Consider the following 19643-nt stretch of genomic DNA (forward strand, 5'->3'; position numbering starts at 1 on the left):
CTACTCCTTGGCGACGCGTTTCATGTCCGCATCCATCATCATGCGGATCAAGGTATCCAGGTCGGTTTTCGGTTTCCAGCCCAGCACGCGCTGAGCCTTGGCCGGATTGCCGAGCAGCACTTCGACTTCGGCCGGGCGGAAAAACGCCGGGTCGATCTTCACGTAGTCACGGTAGTTAAGGCCAACGTGATCGAAGGCAATGCGGCACATTTCGCGCACGGTGGTGGTGACGCCCGTGGCGACCACAAAATCGTCGGGTTTGTCCTGTTGCAGCATCAACCACATGGCCTCGACGTAATCGCCGGCAAAGCCCCAATCGCGCTTGGCGTCAATGTTGCCAAGAGCCAACTCGTGCTGTTTGCCCTGCTTGATGCGCGCGGCGGCGTCGGTGACTTTGCGTGTGACGAACTCAATACCGCGCAACGGTGATTCATGGTTGAAGAGGATGCCGCTGCTGGCGTGCAGGTTGAAGCTTTCGCGGTAGTTGACGGTGATCCAGTGGCCGTAGAGCTTGGCTACGCCGTAAGGGCTGCGCGGGTAGAATGGCGTGTTCTCGTCCTGTTGCTCAGCCTGGATCAGGCCGAACATTTCGCTGGTCGAGGCCTGATAAAAACGCGTGTGCGGACTGAACTGACGGATCGCTTCGAGCAGGTGTGTCACGCCCAATCCATCTACGATGCCGGTGGTCACCGGTTGATCCCAGGAGGCGGCGACAAAACTCTGTGCGGCGAGGTTGTAGACTTCGTCCGGTGCCGATTTGATTACCGCACGCTGCACCGAGCAGGCATCGGCCATGTCGCCGTCGAGGTAGACAATGTCGGCTTCGACACCCATCTCGCGCAGGCGCCAGCGTGAATCGCTGCTGCGTCGAGCAACGAGGCCGTGAACCTTGTAACCCTTGTCCAGCAGCAGTTTGGCCAGATAGGCGCCATCCTGGCCCGTGATCCCGGTAATCAGTGCACTTTTTGTCATTCTTGTCGTACTCGCATCTCCCAGTCGGACAGGATCGCCCGCAGGGATTGTTGTGTGGTGGTGGCTGGCGCCCATCCTGTGGCGTTGGCCAGTTTTGCGTGGCTGCCGCAGACGCGGCGCTGGTCGGCGCGACGCATGCGCGCCGGATCCGGCACCAGTTCAACGTCGACTTCGGCCAGATCGGCCAATTGCTCGATCAGGCTGCGAATGCTTTGCTCGCGGCCCGAGCAGATGTTGTAGACCTGCCCCGGTGTGCCGTTTTCCAGCAATGCGAAGTACGCGCGAATCACATCGCCGACATCGAGGAAATCGCGGGTCACGTCGATATCGCCGACTTGCAGTTGCGGTGCTTGCAGGCTCTGTTTGATGCGGCAGATCTGCCGGGCTGCGCTAGCGATGACGAAGCTGTCTTTCTGCCCGGTGCCGATGTGGTTGAACGGACGCGCCACCAGCACCGGCCAGCCTTCACTCAGGCCCCATTGCAAGCTGAGGAACTCCGCTGAAAGTTTGCTCACCGCGTAAGGATTGCGCGGCAGCGGCGGTTGTTGCTCGGTGATCGGCAGGTGCTGCTCGCCGACTTGCCCGTAAACGTCGCCGGAGCTGACGTACAGGAAAGTGCCGGCAAAGCCGCGAGCCTTGAGCGCCTGCAACAGGTTGAGGGTGCCGAAAAGATTGATATCGAGGGTGCGGGCCGGGTCACGAAAGGCTTCCGGCACGAAGGTCTGTCCGGCCAGATGAATGACTGCATCCGGCATCTCGGGCCAAAGGTCGATGAGGCTGTCGGCGTTCGTAAGGTCGTAGGCCGATGCGGCAGGCAGCAGCGCCCACGACGATCCCGGCGAAGCCAGACGAGACTGAATGTGTTGTCCCACGAAGCCGCTGAGGCCCGTGACGAACAGACGTTTTTTCAAACAGCGACCCCTTGGTCATGACTCGCGCCGCTTTCCTTGCACGCTTTGAGGAAAGCCCTGTCAGACCGGAGGAAACATCCGGTGAAACAGCAGGCGAAGCCGTTGTTGTAGTTGTTTGGTTGCCAATCTGTGCCAATTGCTCGGCAATTTCAACCGGGCAAACCGTGACTGGTCAGTTCTCGTCAGCATAGTCCGATTTATTCTCGCCCGGCGGTTCCCGGACTCGCGATGGATGTGTTTAGAATGGCCTTCGTCGCGAGTTGGCCGATTGTTTTCCGGACGCCGCGACGCGGGGTGAAACTGACCACTAAAACAAGAACAGAGACGTGCCCGATGATGACGGACGAGTGCCGGCCCTGCCGACCCGATCCGACGCGCGGCCGTCATAGCATGAAGTCGCCGGGATGGCGCTTCATCGTGGGATGCCATGAATTTCATTCTCTACTCGGACGTCAACGACAGCTCCATCAGTGCCAGTCTGGGGCGTCCGGAATACAGCTATTACTTTGTCCTCAAAGCCTATCGCCCGGTGCTGGAAAGCCTGGGGCGCGTGCACGTGGCCGGATCTGTCGCCGACGTCGATGTGATTTACCGGCAATTGCTCGCCGCAGGTGAAGACAGTGTGTTCCTGTCCTTCACCCCACCGCAGAAGACCCCGGTTGATCTGGAATGCCCGACGATCTGCGTGGTGGCCTGGGAGTTCGATTCGATCCCCGATGAACAGTGGGACGACGATCCGCGTCAGGACTGGACACGCATGCTCGCACGCCACGGCCGGGTCATCACTCTCTCGAGCCACACGGCAGCGGCCATCCGCCGCGCCATGGGCGAAGCGTTCCCGGTGCTTGTTTTGCCGACGCCGTTGTGGGACAGCTTCGCAACGATTCGTCAGCAACACCAACCCATGCCGGTCAATTCCGGGACTGCACTGGCGATCAAGGGCTGTATTTTCGATTCACGCACCCTCGGCCTGTCAGCCGATGCGCTGATCCCAACGCCAATCAGCCCTGAAGAGCAGGCTGCACTGGCCGCAGCAATTGAAGCCGCGCGCCCGCCACCGTTGACGTTCAAACGCCGACTGGTCATTGCTCGACATTATCTGCGCCTGTGGGCACTGGACTTGGGACGCGAACAGGCGGAACCGGTGCCGCGGGTGAAATTTCTGCACAACTGGTACTGGGAGGGCATTCGCGATCTGCTGCCGGACGCGTTGCATGGCTGGCTGCAACAGCGTTGGCCTGAGGTGTGCGGCGCTGCGCCGGTGCCCGTGATCGAACCGGCGCCACTCGATCTGCCGGACACCTCATCGGTGGTCGAAACCACAGTCGAGGGTGTGGTGTACGTCTCGGTATTCAATCCCAAGGATGGCCGCAAGAACTGGCATCGACTGATCAGCGCATTCTGCTGGGCGTTCCGCGAAACGCCCGACGCGACGCTGGTGCTCAAGATTACCCAGAATGATCTGGCGTCCTATTACAGCGAGTTGATGACCCTGCTGGCGCAACTCACGCCGTTCGCCTGTAGGGTCGTGGTGATGCACGGTTACCTCGACGACGCGCAGTACGCCAGGCTCTATCAGGCGGCCAGTTTCTACGTCAACGCGTCACGCTGCGAAGGGCTGTGCCTGCCCTTGATGGAGTTCATGTCCAGCGGTAAACCGGTGATCGCCCCCGATCACACGGCGATGGAAGATTACATCGATGACTCGGTGGCGTTCGTGGTCAGGTCCAGTGAAGAGCTGACGATCTGGCCGCAGGACACGCGGATCATCTACCGCACGCTGCGGCACCGCCCCGACTGGGGCTCGCTGAAAAGCGCCTACGAAAACAGCTATCGAATGGCCAAGGCCCGGCCGCAGGAGTATCAGCGGATGTCTGCCGCCGCCGTCGCGCGTATGCAGCAATACTGCGCCTTCGCGCCGGTGCGCAAACGGCTCGCGGAGTTCTTTGCGCTGACAGCAGGCCCCACCGATGCTGCGCCTGTGACGGATAACGCCTCATGCTGATCATCATTCATTCGGAAACCAACCGGCACACCATTGCGCAGAACCTCGGGCGTTCGGAGTACAGCTATTACTTCGTGCTCAAGGAGTATCGTCCGGTGCTCGAACGCATCGGTCGGGTCGTGGAAGTGGCCGATCCGCAGACAGAAGTCGATGCTCTGTATCTGGAGTGTCTGAGCCGTGGCGAGCCCTGCGTGTTTCTGTCGTTCTCGCCGCCGCATCGCACTCCCGTTCACCTGGCCTGTCCGACGCTGCCGGTGTTTGCGTGGGAGTTCAGCACGATCCCCAATGAAGCCTTTGCGGGCGAGCCGCGCAATGACTGGCGTAGCGTCTTGCATGCCTGTGGCGCAGCGATCACCCACTCCAGCTACACGGTCAATGCCGTGCACGAGGCGATGGGTGCCGAGTACCCGATCGTCGCGGTGCCGGCGCCGGTCTGGGACCGCTTTGCTGCCCGTGGCGCGAAAATGCCCGAGCAAGCCCTGGCCACCGCCTACAGCCTGACGATCAAAGGTCTGGTCGCGGACAGCCGCACCCTCAATCTGAATGCATTCGGGCCGGCGCACCTGCGCAGCGGCAACGGCATCGACTTCGCCGCGCCGGCCTCCGAGCAGACGCTGGTGCTTGACGGCGTGGTTTATACCTCGGTGTTCAATCCCGGTGACGGGCGCAAGAACTGGGAAGACATGCTCAGCGCTTTTTGCGTTAGTTTTCGCGATGTCGAAGACGCGACGCTGGTGCTCAAGCTCACTCACCACGACGCCGAAGAAGCGCTCAGCGATATCCTCCACCATTTGTACAAAAACCAGTCTTACCGCTGCCGCATCGTTCTGATCTACGGTTACCTCGCCGATCCGGACTACGAGCAACTGGTGCAGGCCACGCGGTATGTGGTCAACACCTCGTACGGTGAAGGCCAGTGCCTGCCGCTGATGGAATTCATGTCCTGCGGCAAGCCGGCGGTGGCGCCGCGTACCACGGCGATGATCGATTACCTGAGCACGGAAAATGCCTTTCTCATCGAGTCCACCGACGAGCTGACAGCCTGGCCCCACGACCCGCGCAAAGCCTTCCGAACCCTGCGTTATGTGACCAACTGGAGCTCATTGTGCGAGGCCTATCGGGCCAGTTACGACGTCGCGAAAAACCAGCCGCAGCGCTATGCCGATATGTCCGCGCAGGCAGTCGACAGTTTGCAGGCGTTCTGCAGCCAGGCTGTGGCTGAACAGCGTTTGCGAGGGTTTCTGACGCAGTGGTTCGAGCATCGTGCGGCTGTCTTGGAAGCCCCCCAGCCATGAACGCCAAGCGCATCATGGACGTTGAAGTCCTGCGTGCGGTCGCGGTGCTCGCGGTGTTGTTCCACCATTTGCCGGACAATCTGTTCACTGACCCGGTGCCGTCGCTTGCCCGGATCCACGAATGGGCGCAGACGTGGTGGGGCGTCGACCTGTTTTTTGCGATCTCCGGTTTTGTCATCGCCCGCAGCTTGATCCCGGTGCTGCAAGGCTGCACGACGGGTCAGGAGCGCTGGCAACAGGTGCGCCATTTCTGGCTGCGCCGGGCTTTTCGCCTGTTGCCTTCGGCCTGGTTATGGCTGGCGGTGATCCTGCTGGCCTGTGTGTTTTTCAACCGGTCCGGTGCGTTCGGTACGCTGTCCGCCAATCTTCAGGCGACCTTGGCCGGGGTACTGCAATACGCCAATTTCCGCTTCGCCGACAGCTTTTTCCAATACGAATACGGCAGCAGTTTCGTCTACTGGAGCCTGGCGCTGGAGGAGCAGTTCTACCTGCTCTTTCCGTTGCTGATCCTGTTGTTTCGCCGACACCTGGTCTGGGCATTGCTGGCGCTGGTGGCGGTGCAGATTCTGACTGTGCGCACGCCTTTGCTGATGGTAGTACGCACCGATGCGCTGGCCCTTGGCGTGCTGTTGGCGATGTGGAGTGCGCAGCCGGGTTTTCAGCGCTGGCAGCCCTCGTTCTTGCGCCGACCATGGCTTGGCATTTCAGCGTTGATGGTCATTGGAGCGCTGTTGAGCTTCATGGCCACCGACCGTTTTACCCTGGCCAATTATCGGATCGGTTCGATCGCCGTGCTCAGTGCGCTGCTGGTCTGGATCGCCTCGTACAACTGTGACTACCTGATGCCTGCCGGACGCTTGCAGCGGTTGCTGGCATGGATCGGCAGCCGCTCCTACGGTATCTACCTCATTCACATTCCGGCGTATCTATTGGTGCGTGAACTGATCTTTCGCTTGCAGAGCAGTGGCCTGCCGAGCCCCGCCGGACATCCCATCATTACGATGCTGATTGCCTTTGGCCTGATCGCGCTCCTCAGCGAACTCAACTACCGCGTGGTCGAAATGCCGATGCGCAATCGCGGTGCTGCACTGGTCAAGCGCCTCGGCACCTCCCGAACTGCAGTTACCTCACCCGGAGCCACCTCATGCTGAGCTTTTTGAAGAAACTCTCGGCGACAGCGCCTGCACAGCCTGCAGCAGAACCGGTCGCTGCGGTTGCCGACAAGGTTGATCCGTACTCGCTCGGCCTTTACGACGCGAAACTCAGCGGCTGGTACAACCAGGCGACCCACGAGCTGTACACGGGATTCCCTGTGAGTGCCGACGATACGTTGCTTGATGTCGGCTGCGGTGATGGCGGCAACGTGCACTTCTGCGGTATGCGTGGGGCGAAGATCATTCTTGCCGATATCGATGCGGCCAAGGTCGAAGCCACCCGCCAGCGCCTGAGCGACACCCCGGCCCGGGACATCGAATGCCACATTACCGACTGCAACCCGCTACCGATCGCCGACGCAACGGCGACGCGTGTGGTCTCCACCGAGGTGATCGAGCATGTTGATGATCCCGCGCAGTTTCTCGCCGAACTGGTGCGTGTCGGCAAGCCGGGCGCTTTGTATCTGCTGAGCGTGCCGCATCCCAGCTCCGAGGACCTGCAAAAGGACATCGCCGCGCCGGAGTATTTCCAGAAACCCAATCACATACGCATTATCAGCGAAGACCAGTTCAAGGCCATGGTCAGCGACGCCGGGCTGGAGATCATCAGCCACAGTAAATATGGCTTCTACTGGTCGATGTGGATGATGTTGTTCTGGGAAGCCAAGGTCGATCTCAGCAACCCCGATCACCCGATGCTCGAGCACTGGGCCAATACCTGGCAAGCGGTGCTGGATTCCCCGCGCGGCGCGCAGATCAAGCAGGCGCTGGATGCGGTGGTGGCCAAGAGTCAGGTGATTATCGCGCGCAAGCCTGCGGCATCCCTGTAGGCGCTACGGCACGCTGCGATCTTTTGATCTGGAGTCTTGAAGCAAGATCAAAAGATCGCAGCCTCGTTTCACTCGTCAGCTCCTACACGGTTTTTGTGTAACCTTGCAGCCCTGTGGTTTCAGGGATTTTCAAGGTATGCGGTTGATTGTGTGTCTGTTCCTTGGCGTCTTGCTTGCGGGTTGCGAGCAACACGTCGCGCCGGCCCTCGACCAGCAACTCTACGTCTGGCAGCGCCAATGGACACCTGCGCATGAACCGGCATTGCGCGACAGTCGCCATGACTTCTCGACCCTGCGCGTACTGGCATTGCAGGCCTTTCCCGGCGAGCGGTGGAGCAGGGCGCGGGTTGATCCAGCCTTGCTAAAAGCCGATGGCCGCCCTTTGATTGCAGTGATTCGCCTCGATGGCCAGCTGCAGTCGCTGGACCAGCAGCAGGTCACCACGCAGATTCTGCAACTCATCGCCGATTGGCAGGCGCAAGGCCTCACGTTGAGCGGCGTCGAGATCGATCACGATGCCGGCAATGCACGGCTGCCCGCATACGCTGAATTCCTCAAACATTTGCGCGCGACCTTGCCGCCATCGTTGCTTTTGAGCATCACCGCGCTGCCGGCCTGGCTCGACAGCGCGCACTTGCCGGCGCTGTTGCAGAGCGTCGACAGCAGCGTGCTGCAAGTCCACGCCGTGAGCGATCCGCGACTGGGTCTTTTCGACGCCAGGCAGGCGTTGAAATGGGCCAAGGCCAGGGCACGTATCAGCGACAAACCCTTCTATCTGGCGCTGCCGGCCTACGGCGTTGCGCTGTTGAGCGATGACGGTGGCGCGCCGGTAGTGGAAAGCGAAGTGCAACTGGAGCGCGGCGGGCAGCGCCGGGAGTTGCTCGCCGATCCGCAGCAACTCAGCCAATTGGCCAAGACCTTGCGCGAGGATCCGCCCGAGCATCTGGCCGGGCTGATCTGGTTTCGCCTGCCGCTGGCCAACGATCGTCGCGCCTGGAGCCTGACTACTTTGCGCGCCGTGGCGCGGGGCGATGTGCTGAAGAGTCATCTGCATCTGTCATTCAAAGGGCAGGGCGGACTCTATGACATCCAGCTCGATAACCGCGGCAATCTCGACAGTCCGTGGCCCGCGCAAATCACGCTGAAGGCGCAGGATTGTGCAGGCGCCGATGCGCTCGCCGGTTACTCGTTGCAACAAAGTGCCAATCTGCTTACCTTCACCCGCCTGCGTGACGGCCGCTTGCCGGCGGGCGGACAGCGCGCTGTCGGTTGGGCGCGTTGTGCATATATTGATCAAGGAGGTTCGCATGTTGACCCGTAACTGGCCCCGCCATCTGCTCTGCCTGAGCCTCAGCCTGCCGCTGGGTTCGGCGCTGGCCTGCGGCCCGGACTTCCCGATGCGCTTGCTCGACAACCGCGCGCAGACCTTGGCCGATTTGCCCGAGGGCAGCTTCAGCTTCGAAATCAGTCGCCTGGGTAAAACCATTGCCGGGCTGAAAAACGTCACCGCAGCGACCCATAACCCCAACGACTATGCCGAAGACAACGCGTCGGAGCTGGCGCGCGAACAGGCTGAGCAGGTGGGCCTGAGCGCTGAGCAATACGCCGTGGTCAAGCGACTGCGCGGGCTCAGCGATGCGCGTCAGGCCGAGGAGCAGGGCGCCAGTCTGCCGGCGGAAATACGTTTGTACGTCGCCGGCGCGGTGGCCTTTGCCACCGGTGATCATCAATTGGCCAGTGAGTATTTCAACAAGGTGCTGGCCCTGCCGGCAGACCAGCGTCCGTTGCGCAGCACTTGGGCGGCGTATTCCCTCGGGCGCATCGCCTTTGCCATGAGCAACGAGGCGCACGACCGCATCGAAGCGCTGGAACAGGCGCGCGATGCCTTCCGCCAGGCACGGCAACTGAGCATCGACGGCTTCAGCGATCCGCTGGAACTGGGCGTTGCCAGCCTTGGTGAAGAGGCACGGGTGTTGCGCAGCGCGGGCGACTGGAGCGGCGCCATCGAACTGTACGAAGCACAGAACCTGCACGGTTCGGCCGTCGGTTATACCTCGCTCAAGCAACTGATGAACGAACTGGCCGAATTGCCGGAATCTCAACTGGCCAAACTGCTGCAGCAGCCAGCGGTGCAGCAACTGGTCACGGCGTCGCTGGTCAGCCGCCAGGGCTGGTCTTTCGGTGAGCAGCCGCCGAATGAAAAGAAACTCGTCACACTCCTGCAAAACAGCACCCGTGGCAGCCTCGACAATGCCGATCGACTGGCGGCGATGAGTTATCAACAGGGCGACTACGCGTCTGCCAAGGCCTTTCTGGTAAACGCCGGGGACGGCGGACTGGCCTGGTGGCTGCGGGCAAAACTGGCAGTGCGTGACGGCGACACGACTGCCGCTGCCGCCGCCTATGCCAAAGCTGCCCAGGCCTTTCCGCAGAACGAAGACTGGGGTTATCGCCGCACGCCGGACTGGGCGTTTGAAACGGTACAGCCAAAATGCCGGGTCGAGGGCGAAAGCGCGATCCTGGCGCTGCAACGCGGCGAATACCTGCAAGCATTCGTGCAGCTGTATCGCAGCAACAGCCTTTACTGGTTCGATGCCGCCACCGTTGCCGAGCGGGTGCTGACGGTCGATGAGCTCAAGCGGTACGTCGATGAGAACGTGCCGGCGCCGCCGCCATTGACGCAGCAAGAGCGCGATAACTATGTGCCGCTGTCGGTGGCCGCCAATCTGCGCAATCTGCTCGGTCGGCGCTTGCTGCGAGAAGGGCGATACGAGGAGGCGGTCGGTTATTTCGCCAGTGACGATCTGCAGCACAAGGCCCGGCTCTATGGCGAGCAACGGCTCAAGGCCGAGTCGGCGTGGTGGCCGAGCAAACGCGCCAGTGCGTTGTACAACGCCGCGTGGACAGCCCGGGAGTGGGGCATGGACATCCTCGGTTATGAGATGGCCCCTGATTACGCCACCTTCGGTGGCAATTACACGCTGGAGAGCACGAAGCTGGATGTCGGCCCGCTGATTTCCACGGCGGAAGTGCAGCGCCAACAGGCCAGCGCCGCGCAACCGGATCAGCGTTATCACTATCGTTTCGTCGCCACGGCACTGGCCAGTCGCGCCGCCGATAACCTGCCGCACACCAGTCAGGCGTTTGCCGCCGTGTTGTGCAACGCGGCCGGCTGGAACAGCAGCCTTGAGGACCAGAGTGCGCTGTATCAGCGCTACGTCAGGGAAGGCCCTTATGTGCCGTGGGCGCAAGACTTCGGCAATCAATGCCCGTACCCGGACTTCGAAAATGCCGACAAGCGTTACGTTACCCAAGTGACCGATGCCGTGCGTGGGACGCTGCGGCCGTACAAGTGGCCGGTGCAGATCGGCGCGATCGTCGTAGTCGCGGCCATCGCGTTACTGCTGATCACCCGTCGTCAGCGCAAGGTACGCAAGGCTTAAGTCTGCTGAAGGAAGCTCAGGCGTACGGCGAAGCCAATCAACAGGCTGCCGAACAACCATTGCTGAACGCGCTGGGCGGTTGGACTGTGTTGCAGCCAACGGCCCAGTGCCGCGCCAGTCAGGGCAACCACGCTGTCGAACAGCAGACCGACGGCGACCAGCACCATGCCAAGCACGGCAAACTGGCTCAGCACCGGCGCGCCGTGACTGACGATGAATTGCGGCAGCAGCACCGAGCAGAACAGCAACGCCTTGGGATTGAGCAGGTTGGTCAGCAAGCCGCGACGGATCGCATCGCGCCACTGGCCGGGAGCAGGTGCCTGCTCTTGGTTTTGCAGACGCGGTACCAGCGAGGTGCGCAAACACTGGATACCGATCCACAACAGATAGGCCGCGCCAGCGATGCGCACCACGTCAAACGTCCACGGCGCCGTTTTGAACAGCGCCGCCAGCCCCAGTGCCGCCAAGGCAACGTGACAGGCGCGGGCGATGGCCAGGCCCAGTGCGGTGGCCAGCGCCGCACCGCGACCTTGCCGAGCACCGGTTTGCAATAGCAGGATCATGTCCGGTCCCGGCAGTAGCAGAACCACAGCCAGCGTCAGAATAAACAGCCAAAGACTTGCCACATCACACCCCGTTTTCGATGTCGATTTTCTCGCGCCAGTCTAGAGCGAGACGGCAGGGCAGGTGCTTGCGTAGTCGGCTTCAATTGTTTACAGCTTTGGCATAACCTGCTGGTTTTCAACCGTCAGACTATCGGGATCTGCCAAAGATGAAACTCGACGCTTATGACCGCAAGATTCTCGCTGCGCTGCAGCGCAACGGCCGCCTGAGCAATGTCGAGCTGGCGGAACAAATCGGCCTGTCGGCCTCACCGTGTCTGCGGCGGGTGCGCATGCTGGAAGAGGCGGGGGTGATTCGAGGCTACCAGGCCAATCTGGATCGCGATGAAGTCGGGCTGGGGCTGACGGTGTTTGTCGGGGTCAAGGTCGAGCGGCACAACGAAGAACGCGCCGAGGCTTTTTATGCCGCCGTCACTGCACTGCCCGAGGTGGTCTCAGCGTTTCTGGTGTCCGGCGAATCGGACTTTTTGTTGCAGGTAGTGGTGCCTGACTTGCGCGCTTATGACCGCTTTGTCAGCGGCCATCTGCTCAAGCTTCCGGGTGTGAGCGATATTCGCAGCAACTTTGCCATTCACACGGTGAAAGCGCCGGGGGCGTTGCCGTTGGGGCATCTGCCGCTGTAGACCGGGTGGCACCATTCGCGAGCAGGCTCGCTCCCACAGGGGGAACGCATTCCAAAGTGGGAGCGAGCCTGCTCGCGAAGACGGCGGCAAGGTTTGGAACCTACATCTGCGTCGCCATCCCCTCGACATTCATCGCTGCCTGCCGCAACGCTTCCGAACGCGTCGGGTGCGGATGGCAGGTCAGGGCAATGTCCTCGGCCGAGGCGCTGAACTCCATCGCCACACAGAACTCGCCGATCATCTCGCTCACGCTCGGCCCGACCAGATGCACGCCGAGCACTTCGTCCGTGCGCTCGTCGGCGAGGACTTTGGCAAAGCCTTCTGTTTCGTGATTGATCTTCGCCCGGCTGTTGGCGGTGAAGGGAAACTTGCCGACCTTGTAGGCGCGGCCCTCGGCCTTGAGCTGTTCTTCGGTCTGGCCGACGCTGGCCAGCTCCGGTTGGGTGTAGATGACGTTGGGGATCAGCGCGTAATTGACCTCGCCAGCCTTGCCGTGGATCTGCTCGACGCAGGCCATGGCCTCGTCTTCAGCCTTGTGCGCGAGCATCGGGCCGGACGTGACGTCGCCGATCACCCAGACCCCGGCGGCTTCGGTGCGATGTTGCTTGTTGGCGAGCATGCCGCGTTTGTCGGTACTGAGGCCGACGTTCTCCAGCCCCAGGCCCTGGGTGTACGGCCGGCGCCCGATGGCCACCAGCACATAGTCGGCTTCGATCAGCTCAGCCGTGCCACCGGCGGCAGGCTCGACGCTCAGATGCACGCCTGTGGCGGAGCTGGTGGCGCTGGTGACCTTCGAGCTCAGTTTGAAGGCAATGCCTTGTTTGCTCAGTGCGCGCTGCAAGGTCTTGCCGGCCTCGCCATCGACGCCGGGGCAGATCCGATCAAGGTATTCGACCACGGTGACCTGCGCGCCGAGTCGGCGCCACACCGAACCCAGCTCCAGGCCGATCACCCCGGCACCAATGACCACCAGATGTTTGGGTACTTCACTCAATGACAGCGCGCCGGTGGAATCGAGGATGCGCTGGTTGTCGATCTCGACGCCGGGCAGGGGAGTGGGCTCGGAACCAGTGGCAATAATGATGTCCTTGGCGCTGAGCTCGCTCTTGTTGCCTTGGGCGTCGGTCACCGTCACTTTGCCCGGGCCGTCGATATGGCCCCAACCCTTGATCCAGTCGACTTTGTTCTTGCGAAACAGAAACTCAATGCCCTTGGTCAGGCCGGCGACGCTTTCGTCCTTCTGCTTCATCATCTGCGCGAGGTTCAGCGTCGGTTTGACCTCGATGCCGAGATTGGCGAACTCTGTCCCCACCGCAGCGGCGTACAGCTCCGACGCGTGCAGCAAGGCTTTGGACGGCATGCAACCGACGTTCAGACAGGTGCCGCCGAGGGTTGCACGTCCTTCGACGCAAGCGGCCTTGAGCCCGAGCTGGCCGGCGCGGATCGCCGCGTTATAACCGCCGGGGCCGCCGCCCAGAATTACCACGTCATAGTTGCTCATGCGCTTGCTCCAGATTGCTCGATGGGGATAGCCAAGGTTAGTCGCGATAAAAATTATGTGCGTAATATGAGCTTCGTCGAACATTTCGGTCAAGGCTTCAGGCAAGCGACAGCTGCGGCATCTTTGAATAAGTGCAATTGTGTACGAATATTTCACAGTTTCCGTTATATCGTAACGCCAAGACCAATTTAGTCGGGATGATATGCAAGTCGATCTTGAGTTGGACGCCACGCCAGTCACCGGGCTGCCGCGCTTTCAGCAAGCAGCTGCGCAGTCACGCAAATTACGTCGGCTGGCTTATGGACTCGGCGCATTGGTCGGTTTGGGCTGGGTGCTGGCGTTTTTCGTCGGCCTGTTTGCGCCGCAGTCCCTGTGGTTACCGTTGTTGGTCAATCAGAGCGCGGCGTTGCTGGTGCTGGTCGCCGGGTTGCAATCGGCGTGGTGGGTGACGCAATGGCGCGCGCGGGTGATGCATCCGCCCGCTTCGCAATCGACCGTCATGGAAGAGGGCGGCGCAGCCGAGGGCTGGTACGAAAGGCTTCTGGAGCGCTTGAGTCAGCAGAGCCGCCATCTGCTTGGACAAATCGGCGCGCCGACGTTGTGGCTCGGCGGTTGGGCGTTGCTGGTTCTGCTTGGTATTGAGCAGGTGTGGAATCTCACGTTGCCTGCGGCGGCCTTGGGGCTGTCGGCGAGCATCGGTGCGGCATTGGCGTTGTTGCTGGCGTTTGCCCTGCTGGTGCTGGAGCGGCAACTGGCGCAGGAACCGCCGGCGCAGTGGCCGGAAGCGGCTGCGCTGGCACAACTGATCCGGGTGGTGATCATCACTCTGTTGATCGGTGCGCTGTGTCTGTTGTTTGCCAGCGAAGACGCAGTCTGGCCGGCGCGTGTTGCGGTATTCAGCGCAATCCTGCCGATGTTGGTTGCCATCGAACTGTTATTGCGCGCAGTGCTGTCTGTTTTCAGCCCGCGCCGCGAACAACTCGAACCGACCCTGCTGGCGCGCAGTTATATCGCCGATATGCTGCGTTGGCCGCCGCAGCCGTGGCTGGCGTTACAGCATGAAATGCACAACCGTTTCGGCATCGATTTGCGCCAGATCTGGGCCTTCAGTTACATGCGCCGGGCCTTGTTGCCAGTGTTGGCGGTGGTCGCCCTTAGCGGTTGGCTGCTGACCGGCGTACATGAAATTCCCCTGCAAGGTCGCGGCATCTACGAGCGCTTCGGTAAAACGGTACAGGTTTTCGGCCCGGGTTTGCATAGCGGGTTGCCTTGGCCATTGGGGCGTGTGATCTCCGTTGAAAACGGCGTGGTCCATGAACTGGCAACCAGTGTCGGCGACAAGCCAATCGCCGTGCAGTCCGACTCCGCTGAAGGCCCGGCGCCGCTGACCGCCAACCGTTTGTGGGACGCCAGCCATGTCAATGACAAATCCCAGGTCATCGCCAGCAGCCGCGGCGCGCAACAGGGCCTGCAAATCGTCAACATGGACGTGCGCTTCGTTTATCGCATCGGTTTGAACGACGAGGCGGCGCTCGCCGCGACCTATAACAGCGCCGATGTACCGACGCTGATTCGCAGCACCGCCAGCCGCATTCTGGTTCACGATTTTGCCTCGCGCACCCTCGACGGTCTGCTCGGCGACGACAGGGCAGGGCTGGCCGAGGAAATCGGTCGCGCGGTGCAAAGCGATCTGAACAGATTGAACAGTGGCGTGGAGATCCTTGCCACAGTCGTCGAAGCGATTCATCCACCGGCCGGCGCGGCGAATGCCTATCACAGTGTGCAAGCGGCGCAGATCGGCGCGCAGGCGTTGATCGCTCGCGAACGCGGGGCGGCTGCGCAGGCCACTAACGAGGCGCAGTTGCAGGCGAGCGCGGCGCGGGATCAGGCAATGGCAAACGCGCGGGAGATCAACGCCGCTGCGCAAACCGCCGACCTGAAGTTCAGCGCCGAGCAGAAAGCCTTCGCCAGTGCTGGCCAGGCGTTTGTGCTGGAGCAATACCTCAGCCAGCTCAGTCAGGGCTTGAGTAAAGCCAGGTTGCTGGTGCTCGACCATCGACTTGGCGGGAGCGCAAATGCGCCAACCATCGATCTGCGTACTTTCGCACTGCCGACTGATCCGTCGCCCGCCCGTACCACCGCTCAACCAGGAGCCACCCATTGAGCCAGTCGCCTGTTCATGACGTTCACGACCACAGCGGCCACGACCACGGCCACGGCGGGCATCACCATCATCATGGTCATCATCACCATCACGGCGATCCGCAAGAGGCCGGGCCATTTCAATGGCGGCGTATGGCCTGGGCTGCGTTGCTGGTGGCGTTTGCCATTACCGCCGCGAGTCTGGTGCAAGTGCGCTCCGGCGAAGCCACGGTCATCACCCGTTTCGGAAATCCGTCGCGGGTATTGCTTGATCCCGGTTTGAGCTGGCGCTGGCCTGCGCCGTTCGAAGCGGCGATTCCAGTGGACTTGCGTCTACGTACCACCTCAAGTGGTTTGCAGGACGTCGGCACCAAGGACGGTTTGCGCATCATCGTTCAGGCCTACGTGGCGTGGCAGGTGCAGGGTGATCCTGAACATGTGCAGCGTTTCATGCGTGCCGTGCAGAATCAGCCGGATGAAGCGGCGCGGCAGATTCGCACCTTTGTCGGCTCGGCACTGGAGACCACGGCCAGCAGTTTCGATCTGGCCAATCTGGTCAACACTGATGCCAAACAAGTGCGCATCGGCGATTTTGAAGCGCAGTTGCGTCAGCAGATTGACCAACAGTTGCTCGCCACTTATGGCGTGCGCGTGGTGCAGGTCGGTATCGAGCGGCTGACTTTGCCCTCGGTCACGCTCAGTGCAACCGTCGATCGCATGCGCGCCGAGCGTGAAACCATTGCTACCGAACGTACAGCGATCGGCAAACGCGAAGCGGCGCAAATTCGCTCCGCCGCCGAGCGCGATGCGCGAATCGTCCAGGCTGATGCAACGGTGAAAGCCGCTGACATTGAAGCGCAATCGCGAGTCGAGGCTGCGCAGATTTATGGGCGCGCCTACGCCAGCTCGCCGCAGCTTTACAATCTGCTGCGCTCGCTCGATACCCTCGGCACCATTGTCACACCGGAAACCAAACTGATTCTGCGCACCGATGCTGCGCCGTTCCGTGTGTTGGTCGACGGCCCACCGACTCTCGACAACAAAGCCGGATCGCAACCATGAGCGAAGAAGTTCCACGTGGAACACATGCGTTGAACAGTCCGTGGATTCAGGCCGGCCGTCTGACCTTCATCGCCTTGTATGCGATCACTGTTTTGGCCGCATTAGCATGGGCGGTCTCGAATGTCCGGCAGATTGATCTGCAAAACCGCGCAGTAGTACTGCACTTTGGCGCGCTTGATCGCGTTCAGAATGCCGGGCTGTTATGGGCGTGGCCGCAACCCTTTGAGCAGGTGATTCTGTTGCCGGCGGCTGATCGGGTGATCGAGCGTCGAGTGGAAAATCTGTTGCGCAGTGACGAGGCGCTGAAGGCTGACCGGGTGGCGTCCTTCGCTACGCCATTGAGCGATGCACTTGCCGGGTCTGGTTATTTATTGACCGGTGACGCCGGCGTAGTGCAACTGGACGTGCGAGTGTTTTACCAAGTCTCCGATCCCTATGCGTTCGTGTTACAGGGTGAACATGTGCTACCGGCGCTCGATCGGTTGGTGACGCGCAGCGCCGTGGCCCTGACCGCCGCGCGAGACCTCGACACCATTCTGGTCGCTCGCCCGGAATTGATCGGCGCCGACAATCAGGCAGCCGAGCGCCGTGAGCGATTGCGCGGTGATCTGGTGCAAGGCATCAACGCGCGTCTCGCTGAACTGAAGGCGAGCGGGCAGGGCATCGGTATCGAGGTGTCGCGGGTCGATGTGCAATCGAGTCTGCCGGAGCCAGCGATCACTGCCTTCAATGCGGTTCTGACGGCCAGTCAGCAGGCTGACAAAGCAGTGGCTAACGCGCGCACCGATGCCGAGAAACTTGCCCAGTCCGCCAACGAACAGGCAGACCGCACGCTCCAGGTGGCTCACGCGCAGGCAGGCGAGCGTCTTGCAAAAGCCTCGACCGATACTGCAACCGTCACGAGTCTGGCCACATCTACCGACCCGCAAATGCTCCTGCGTCTGTATCGCGAGCGCATACCGAAGATCCTCGGTCAGGCCGGCTCGGTCACCACCGTCAATCCGAAAGACGATTCCCGGTTGATCATTCAAGGAGCCACTCAATGACCGCGACCACCGCTGCTCCAAGTCTGTTGTCCTCGGCCGAACAACGTCGCGCCGCGCGCCAATTGACCCTGGCGATGCTTGCGCTCGGGCTGCTGGGTCTGGGGCTGGTCTGGCGCTGGACACTCCCGGAGCAAATCGGTGTCAGCCAACTGCTGCTCGGTTTCGCTTCTCTGCTCGTAGCGGTTCCGGTGATGCGATCGGCCTGGTACAGCCTGCGTTATCCAAGCCTGCACGGCATCACCGATCAATTGATTGCGCTGGCCATGCTCGGTGCCTGGGCGACCGGTGATCTGCTCACCGCGGCGTTGTTGCCAATCATCATGATCTTCGGCCATGTGCTCGAGGAGCGCAGCGTCATCGGTTCCCAAGAAGCAATTAATGCGCTTGGCCAGTTGACCCGCAGCCATGCGCGCAAGCTGCAAGCGGACGGTTCGATCATCGAAGTGGACAACCGCACGCTCAGTGCTGGCGATATTGTCGAGGTGCGGGCCGGTGATCGGGTGCCGGCCGACGGTCGGGTATTGTCCGGCCAGGCGAGTCTCGATACGGCGTCGATTACCGGTGAATCGGTACCGGTGGAAGCGGGCGTCGGCATGATGGTGTTCGGCGGCGCGATCAACCTCGATGGATTGCTGCGCGTCGAAGTCACCCGCATCGGCGACGAATCCACCTTGGGCAAAGTCATCGCCCTGATGCAAAACGCCGAGCGCTCGAAACCGCCGATCACGCGATTGCTCGAACGCTATGCCGGCAGCTACATGGTGCTGGTCTTGTTGCTGGCGGCGGTGACCTGGTTCGTCACCCATGATGCACAGGCGATGCTCGCGGTGGTGGTGGCGGCGTGTCCGTGTGCGTTGGTGCTGTCGGCGCCGGCCACGGCGATTGCCGGTGTCGCCGTCGCCGCGCGTCACGGGATTCTGATTCGCAGCTCGGCGTTCCTCGAAGAACTTGCCGATCTGACCTCGCTGGTGGTCGACAAGACCGGCACGCTGACTTACGGCACGTTGCGTTTGCAGTCGATCGACAGCCTCAGTGTGGACACTAAAGAAGTGCAGGCGCTGGCCGCCAGTCTTGGCGCGGCGAGCAGTCATCCGGTGAGCCGGGCACTCGCCGGGATGGCCGATCAGGAAGCCTATTGGCCTCTGACCAACATCCATGAGCGCCAAGGCTTGGGCGTAGTGGCGACGACAGAGAAGGGCGAAGCTGCGCTCGGTCGTCCAGAGTTGTTCGCGCAACTGGGCATCACAACGCCCCTCGTTCCTGAACACGATGGCCCGATTGCCGGCCTGGCTTTGAACGGTGAATTCCTCGCCTGGCTGCTGCTAGCAGACAGCATCAAACCCGAAGCGCGCTTTGCCTTGAGCGAATTGCGCGAACTGGGGCTGGGACGCCAACTCCTGCTGACGGGGGATCGTCAGAGCGTCGCGCGAACCTTGGCGCAGGAAGTCGGGCTGAATGAAATCCAGGCGCAAGCGCTCCCGGAGGACAAACTCAATCGCGTGCTCAAGGAAATCGATCACGGCTTCCGCCCGATGGTGGTCGGTGACGGCATCAACGATTCACTCGCGCTCAAGGCCGGCGTGGTCGGCGTGGCGATGGGCGCTGGCGGGGCCGATATTGCTCTGGCTTCAGCGGACATTGTGTTGATCGGCAGCGATTTGCGCCGCCTCGGTACCTGCGTGCGCTTGAGTCGTCAGTGCCGGCGTACTTTGCAGGTCAATGTGATCATCGGCCTCGGCTGGACCCTGGCGATCGTGGTCTTCGCGGCTTTCGGTTGGCTTGGCGCGGCCGGGGCGATGATCGCGGCTCTGCTGCATAACCTGAGTACCTTGTTGGTGTTGGGCAACGCCGGACGTTTGCTGCGCTTTCAGGAGCCATTGCTCAGGCTCGACCCTCAGGCTAAATGAAAGAAAATTCATCGAACCGCCGAGTACGCAGGCAGTCATCTATCGTAAGGCACGTCGCCTGTGGCGTTCAGCCGATGTGCCGATCACGATAGACGAGGCCGATCGAATCGATAGCCTGCTATTTTTCAA

General features: G+C 61.5%; 15 protein-coding genes. 11 read left to right on the top strand and 4 right to left on the bottom strand.

Features of this window, described 5'->3' with window-relative positions; all coding sequences use genetic code 11:
• Together gmd and AB4N48_RS24485 are read right to left on the bottom strand one after the other, a co-directional pair.
• Complete coding sequence (gene gmd / locus AB4N48_RS24480) at positions 1-972, bottom strand: GDP-mannose 4,6-dehydratase (RefSeq protein ID WP_105704732.1); 972 nt, start codon at positions 970-972, stop codon at positions 1-3.
• Positions 969-1883 carry a GDP-mannose 4,6-dehydratase gene (locus AB4N48_RS24485; RefSeq protein ID WP_150637246.1) on the bottom strand — a complete coding sequence of 305 codons (915 nt, stop codon included), beginning with the start codon at positions 1881-1883 and terminating at the stop codon, positions 969-971. Before AB4N48_RS24485 ends, gmd begins: the two co-directional genes overlap by 4 nt.
• Positions 1884-2310: 427 nt before the next feature.
• Between AB4N48_RS24485 and AB4N48_RS24490 the strand changes: the two genes are divergently transcribed.
• From AB4N48_RS24490 to AB4N48_RS24515, 6 genes are all read left to right on the top strand, one after another.
• The gene (locus AB4N48_RS24490; protein WP_460094443.1) at positions 2311-3888 is read left to right on the top strand and encodes a glycosyltransferase; all 1578 of its coding nucleotides are present in this window, start codon (positions 2311-2313) and stop codon (positions 3886-3888) included.
• Entirely contained in the window at positions 3882-5183 is a 1302-nt protein-coding gene (locus tag AB4N48_RS24495) for a glycosyltransferase (protein ID WP_460094444.1), read from the top strand. The genes AB4N48_RS24490 and AB4N48_RS24495 overlap by 7 nt, the downstream gene beginning before the upstream one ends.
• Positions 5180-6334, top strand: a complete 1155-nt coding sequence (locus tag AB4N48_RS24500; RefSeq protein ID WP_252877157.1) for an acyltransferase family protein — start codon at positions 5180-5182, stop codon at positions 6332-6334. The genes AB4N48_RS24495 and AB4N48_RS24500 overlap by 4 nt, the downstream gene beginning before the upstream one ends.
• Positions 6328-7167 (top strand): class I SAM-dependent methyltransferase, encoded by an 840-nt coding sequence (locus AB4N48_RS24505; protein ID WP_056791048.1) that lies wholly within the window; start codon positions 6328-6330, stop codon positions 7165-7167. Before AB4N48_RS24500 ends, AB4N48_RS24505 begins: the two co-directional genes overlap by 7 nt.
• Before the next feature lie 136 nt (positions 7168-7303).
• Positions 7304-8488: a DUF3142 domain-containing protein gene (locus AB4N48_RS24510; RefSeq protein ID WP_460094445.1), complete on the top strand. Its 1185-nt coding sequence runs from the start codon at positions 7304-7306 to the stop codon at positions 8486-8488.
• Complete coding sequence (locus AB4N48_RS24515) at positions 8475-10610, top strand: hypothetical protein (protein ID WP_460094446.1); 2136 nt, start codon at positions 8475-8477, stop codon at positions 10608-10610. The genes AB4N48_RS24510 and AB4N48_RS24515 overlap by 14 nt, the downstream gene beginning before the upstream one ends.
• Here the strand turns inward: AB4N48_RS24515 and AB4N48_RS24520 are convergent.
• Entirely contained in the window at positions 10607-11236 is a 630-nt protein-coding gene (locus AB4N48_RS24520) for a LysE family translocator (protein WP_375122907.1), read from the bottom strand. The two genes, AB4N48_RS24515 and AB4N48_RS24520, sit on opposite strands and share 4 nt — an antisense overlap.
• A gap of 146 nt (positions 11237-11382) precedes the next feature.
• Between AB4N48_RS24520 and AB4N48_RS24525 the strand changes: the two genes are divergently transcribed.
• Positions 11383-11856 carry an Lrp/AsnC family transcriptional regulator gene (locus tag AB4N48_RS24525; protein WP_056791036.1) on the top strand — a complete coding sequence of 158 codons (474 nt, stop codon included), beginning with the start codon at positions 11383-11385 and terminating at the stop codon, positions 11854-11856.
• A gap of 100 nt (positions 11857-11956) precedes the next feature.
• Here AB4N48_RS24525 and lpdA read toward each other — a convergent pair whose 3' ends face one another.
• A complete protein-coding gene (lpdA, locus tag AB4N48_RS24530) occupies positions 11957-13357 on the bottom strand; it encodes a dihydrolipoyl dehydrogenase (protein WP_056791033.1) in 1401 nt (466 codons plus the stop codon).
• 202 nt (positions 13358-13559) lie between these two features.
• Here lpdA and hflK (AB4N48_RS24535) point away from each other — a divergent pair, with 202 nt between their 5' ends.
• Genes hflK (AB4N48_RS24535) through AB4N48_RS24550 form a run of 4 tightly spaced genes read left to right on the top strand, consistent with a single transcriptional unit; the run spans position 13560 to position 19514 of the window.
• Entirely contained in the window at positions 13560-15521 is a 1962-nt protein-coding gene (gene hflK / locus AB4N48_RS24535; RefSeq protein WP_460094447.1) for a protease modulator HflK, read from the top strand.
• Positions 15518-16561: a protease modulator HflC gene (gene hflC, locus AB4N48_RS24540; protein ID WP_353187294.1), complete on the top strand. Its 1044-nt coding sequence runs from the start codon at positions 15518-15520 to the stop codon at positions 16559-16561. Before hflK (AB4N48_RS24535) ends, hflC begins: the two co-directional genes overlap by 4 nt.
• Positions 16558-17607: a protease modulator HflK gene (hflK, locus tag AB4N48_RS24545; protein WP_460094449.1), complete on the top strand. Its 1050-nt coding sequence runs from the start codon at positions 16558-16560 to the stop codon at positions 17605-17607. Before hflC ends, hflK (AB4N48_RS24545) begins: the two co-directional genes overlap by 4 nt.
• Positions 17604-19514 carry a heavy metal translocating P-type ATPase gene (locus AB4N48_RS24550; RefSeq protein WP_460094450.1) on the top strand — a complete coding sequence of 637 codons (1911 nt, stop codon included), beginning with the start codon at positions 17604-17606 and terminating at the stop codon, positions 19512-19514. Before hflK (AB4N48_RS24545) ends, AB4N48_RS24550 begins: the two co-directional genes overlap by 4 nt.
• Positions 19515-19643 lie beyond the last annotated feature (129 nt).

The organism is Pseudomonas sp. S2_C11, from assembly GCF_054668395.1.

Excerpts from the sequence above, each read along its gene's own strand:
- AB4N48_RS24500 (WP_252877157.1), top strand. The coding sequence starts at position 5,180 with ATGAACGCCAAGCGCATCATGGACGTTGAAGTCCTGCGTGCGGTCGCG.
- AB4N48_RS24525 (WP_056791036.1), top strand. The coding sequence starts at position 11,383 with ATGAAACTCGACGCTTATGACCGCAAGATTCTCGCTGCGCTGCAGCGC.
- AB4N48_RS24495 (WP_460094444.1), top strand. The coding sequence starts at position 3,882 with ATGCTGATCATCATTCATTCGGAAACCAACCGGCACACCATTGCGCAG.
- hflK (WP_460094449.1), top strand. The coding sequence starts at position 16,558 with ATGAGCGAAGAAGTTCCACGTGGAACACATGCGTTGAACAGTCCGTGG.
- hflK (WP_460094447.1), top strand. The coding sequence starts at position 13,560 with ATGCAAGTCGATCTTGAGTTGGACGCCACGCCAGTCACCGGGCTGCCG.
- AB4N48_RS24550 (WP_460094450.1), top strand. The coding sequence starts at position 17,604 with ATGACCGCGACCACCGCTGCTCCAAGTCTGTTGTCCTCGGCCGAACAA.
- lpdA (WP_056791033.1), bottom strand. The coding sequence starts at position 13,357 with ATGAGCAACTATGACGTGGTAATTCTGGGCGGCGGCCCCGGCGGTTAT.
- AB4N48_RS24505 (WP_056791048.1), top strand. The coding sequence starts at position 6,328 with ATGCTGAGCTTTTTGAAGAAACTCTCGGCGACAGCGCCTGCACAGCCT.
- gmd (WP_105704732.1), bottom strand. The coding sequence starts at position 972 with ATGACAAAAAGTGCACTGATTACCGGGATCACGGGCCAGGATGGCGCC.
- AB4N48_RS24490 (WP_460094443.1), top strand. The coding sequence starts at position 2,311 with ATGAATTTCATTCTCTACTCGGACGTCAACGACAGCTCCATCAGTGCC.
- AB4N48_RS24510 (WP_460094445.1), top strand. The coding sequence starts at position 7,304 with ATGCGGTTGATTGTGTGTCTGTTCCTTGGCGTCTTGCTTGCGGGTTGC.
- AB4N48_RS24515 (WP_460094446.1), top strand. The coding sequence starts at position 8,475 with ATGTTGACCCGTAACTGGCCCCGCCATCTGCTCTGCCTGAGCCTCAGC.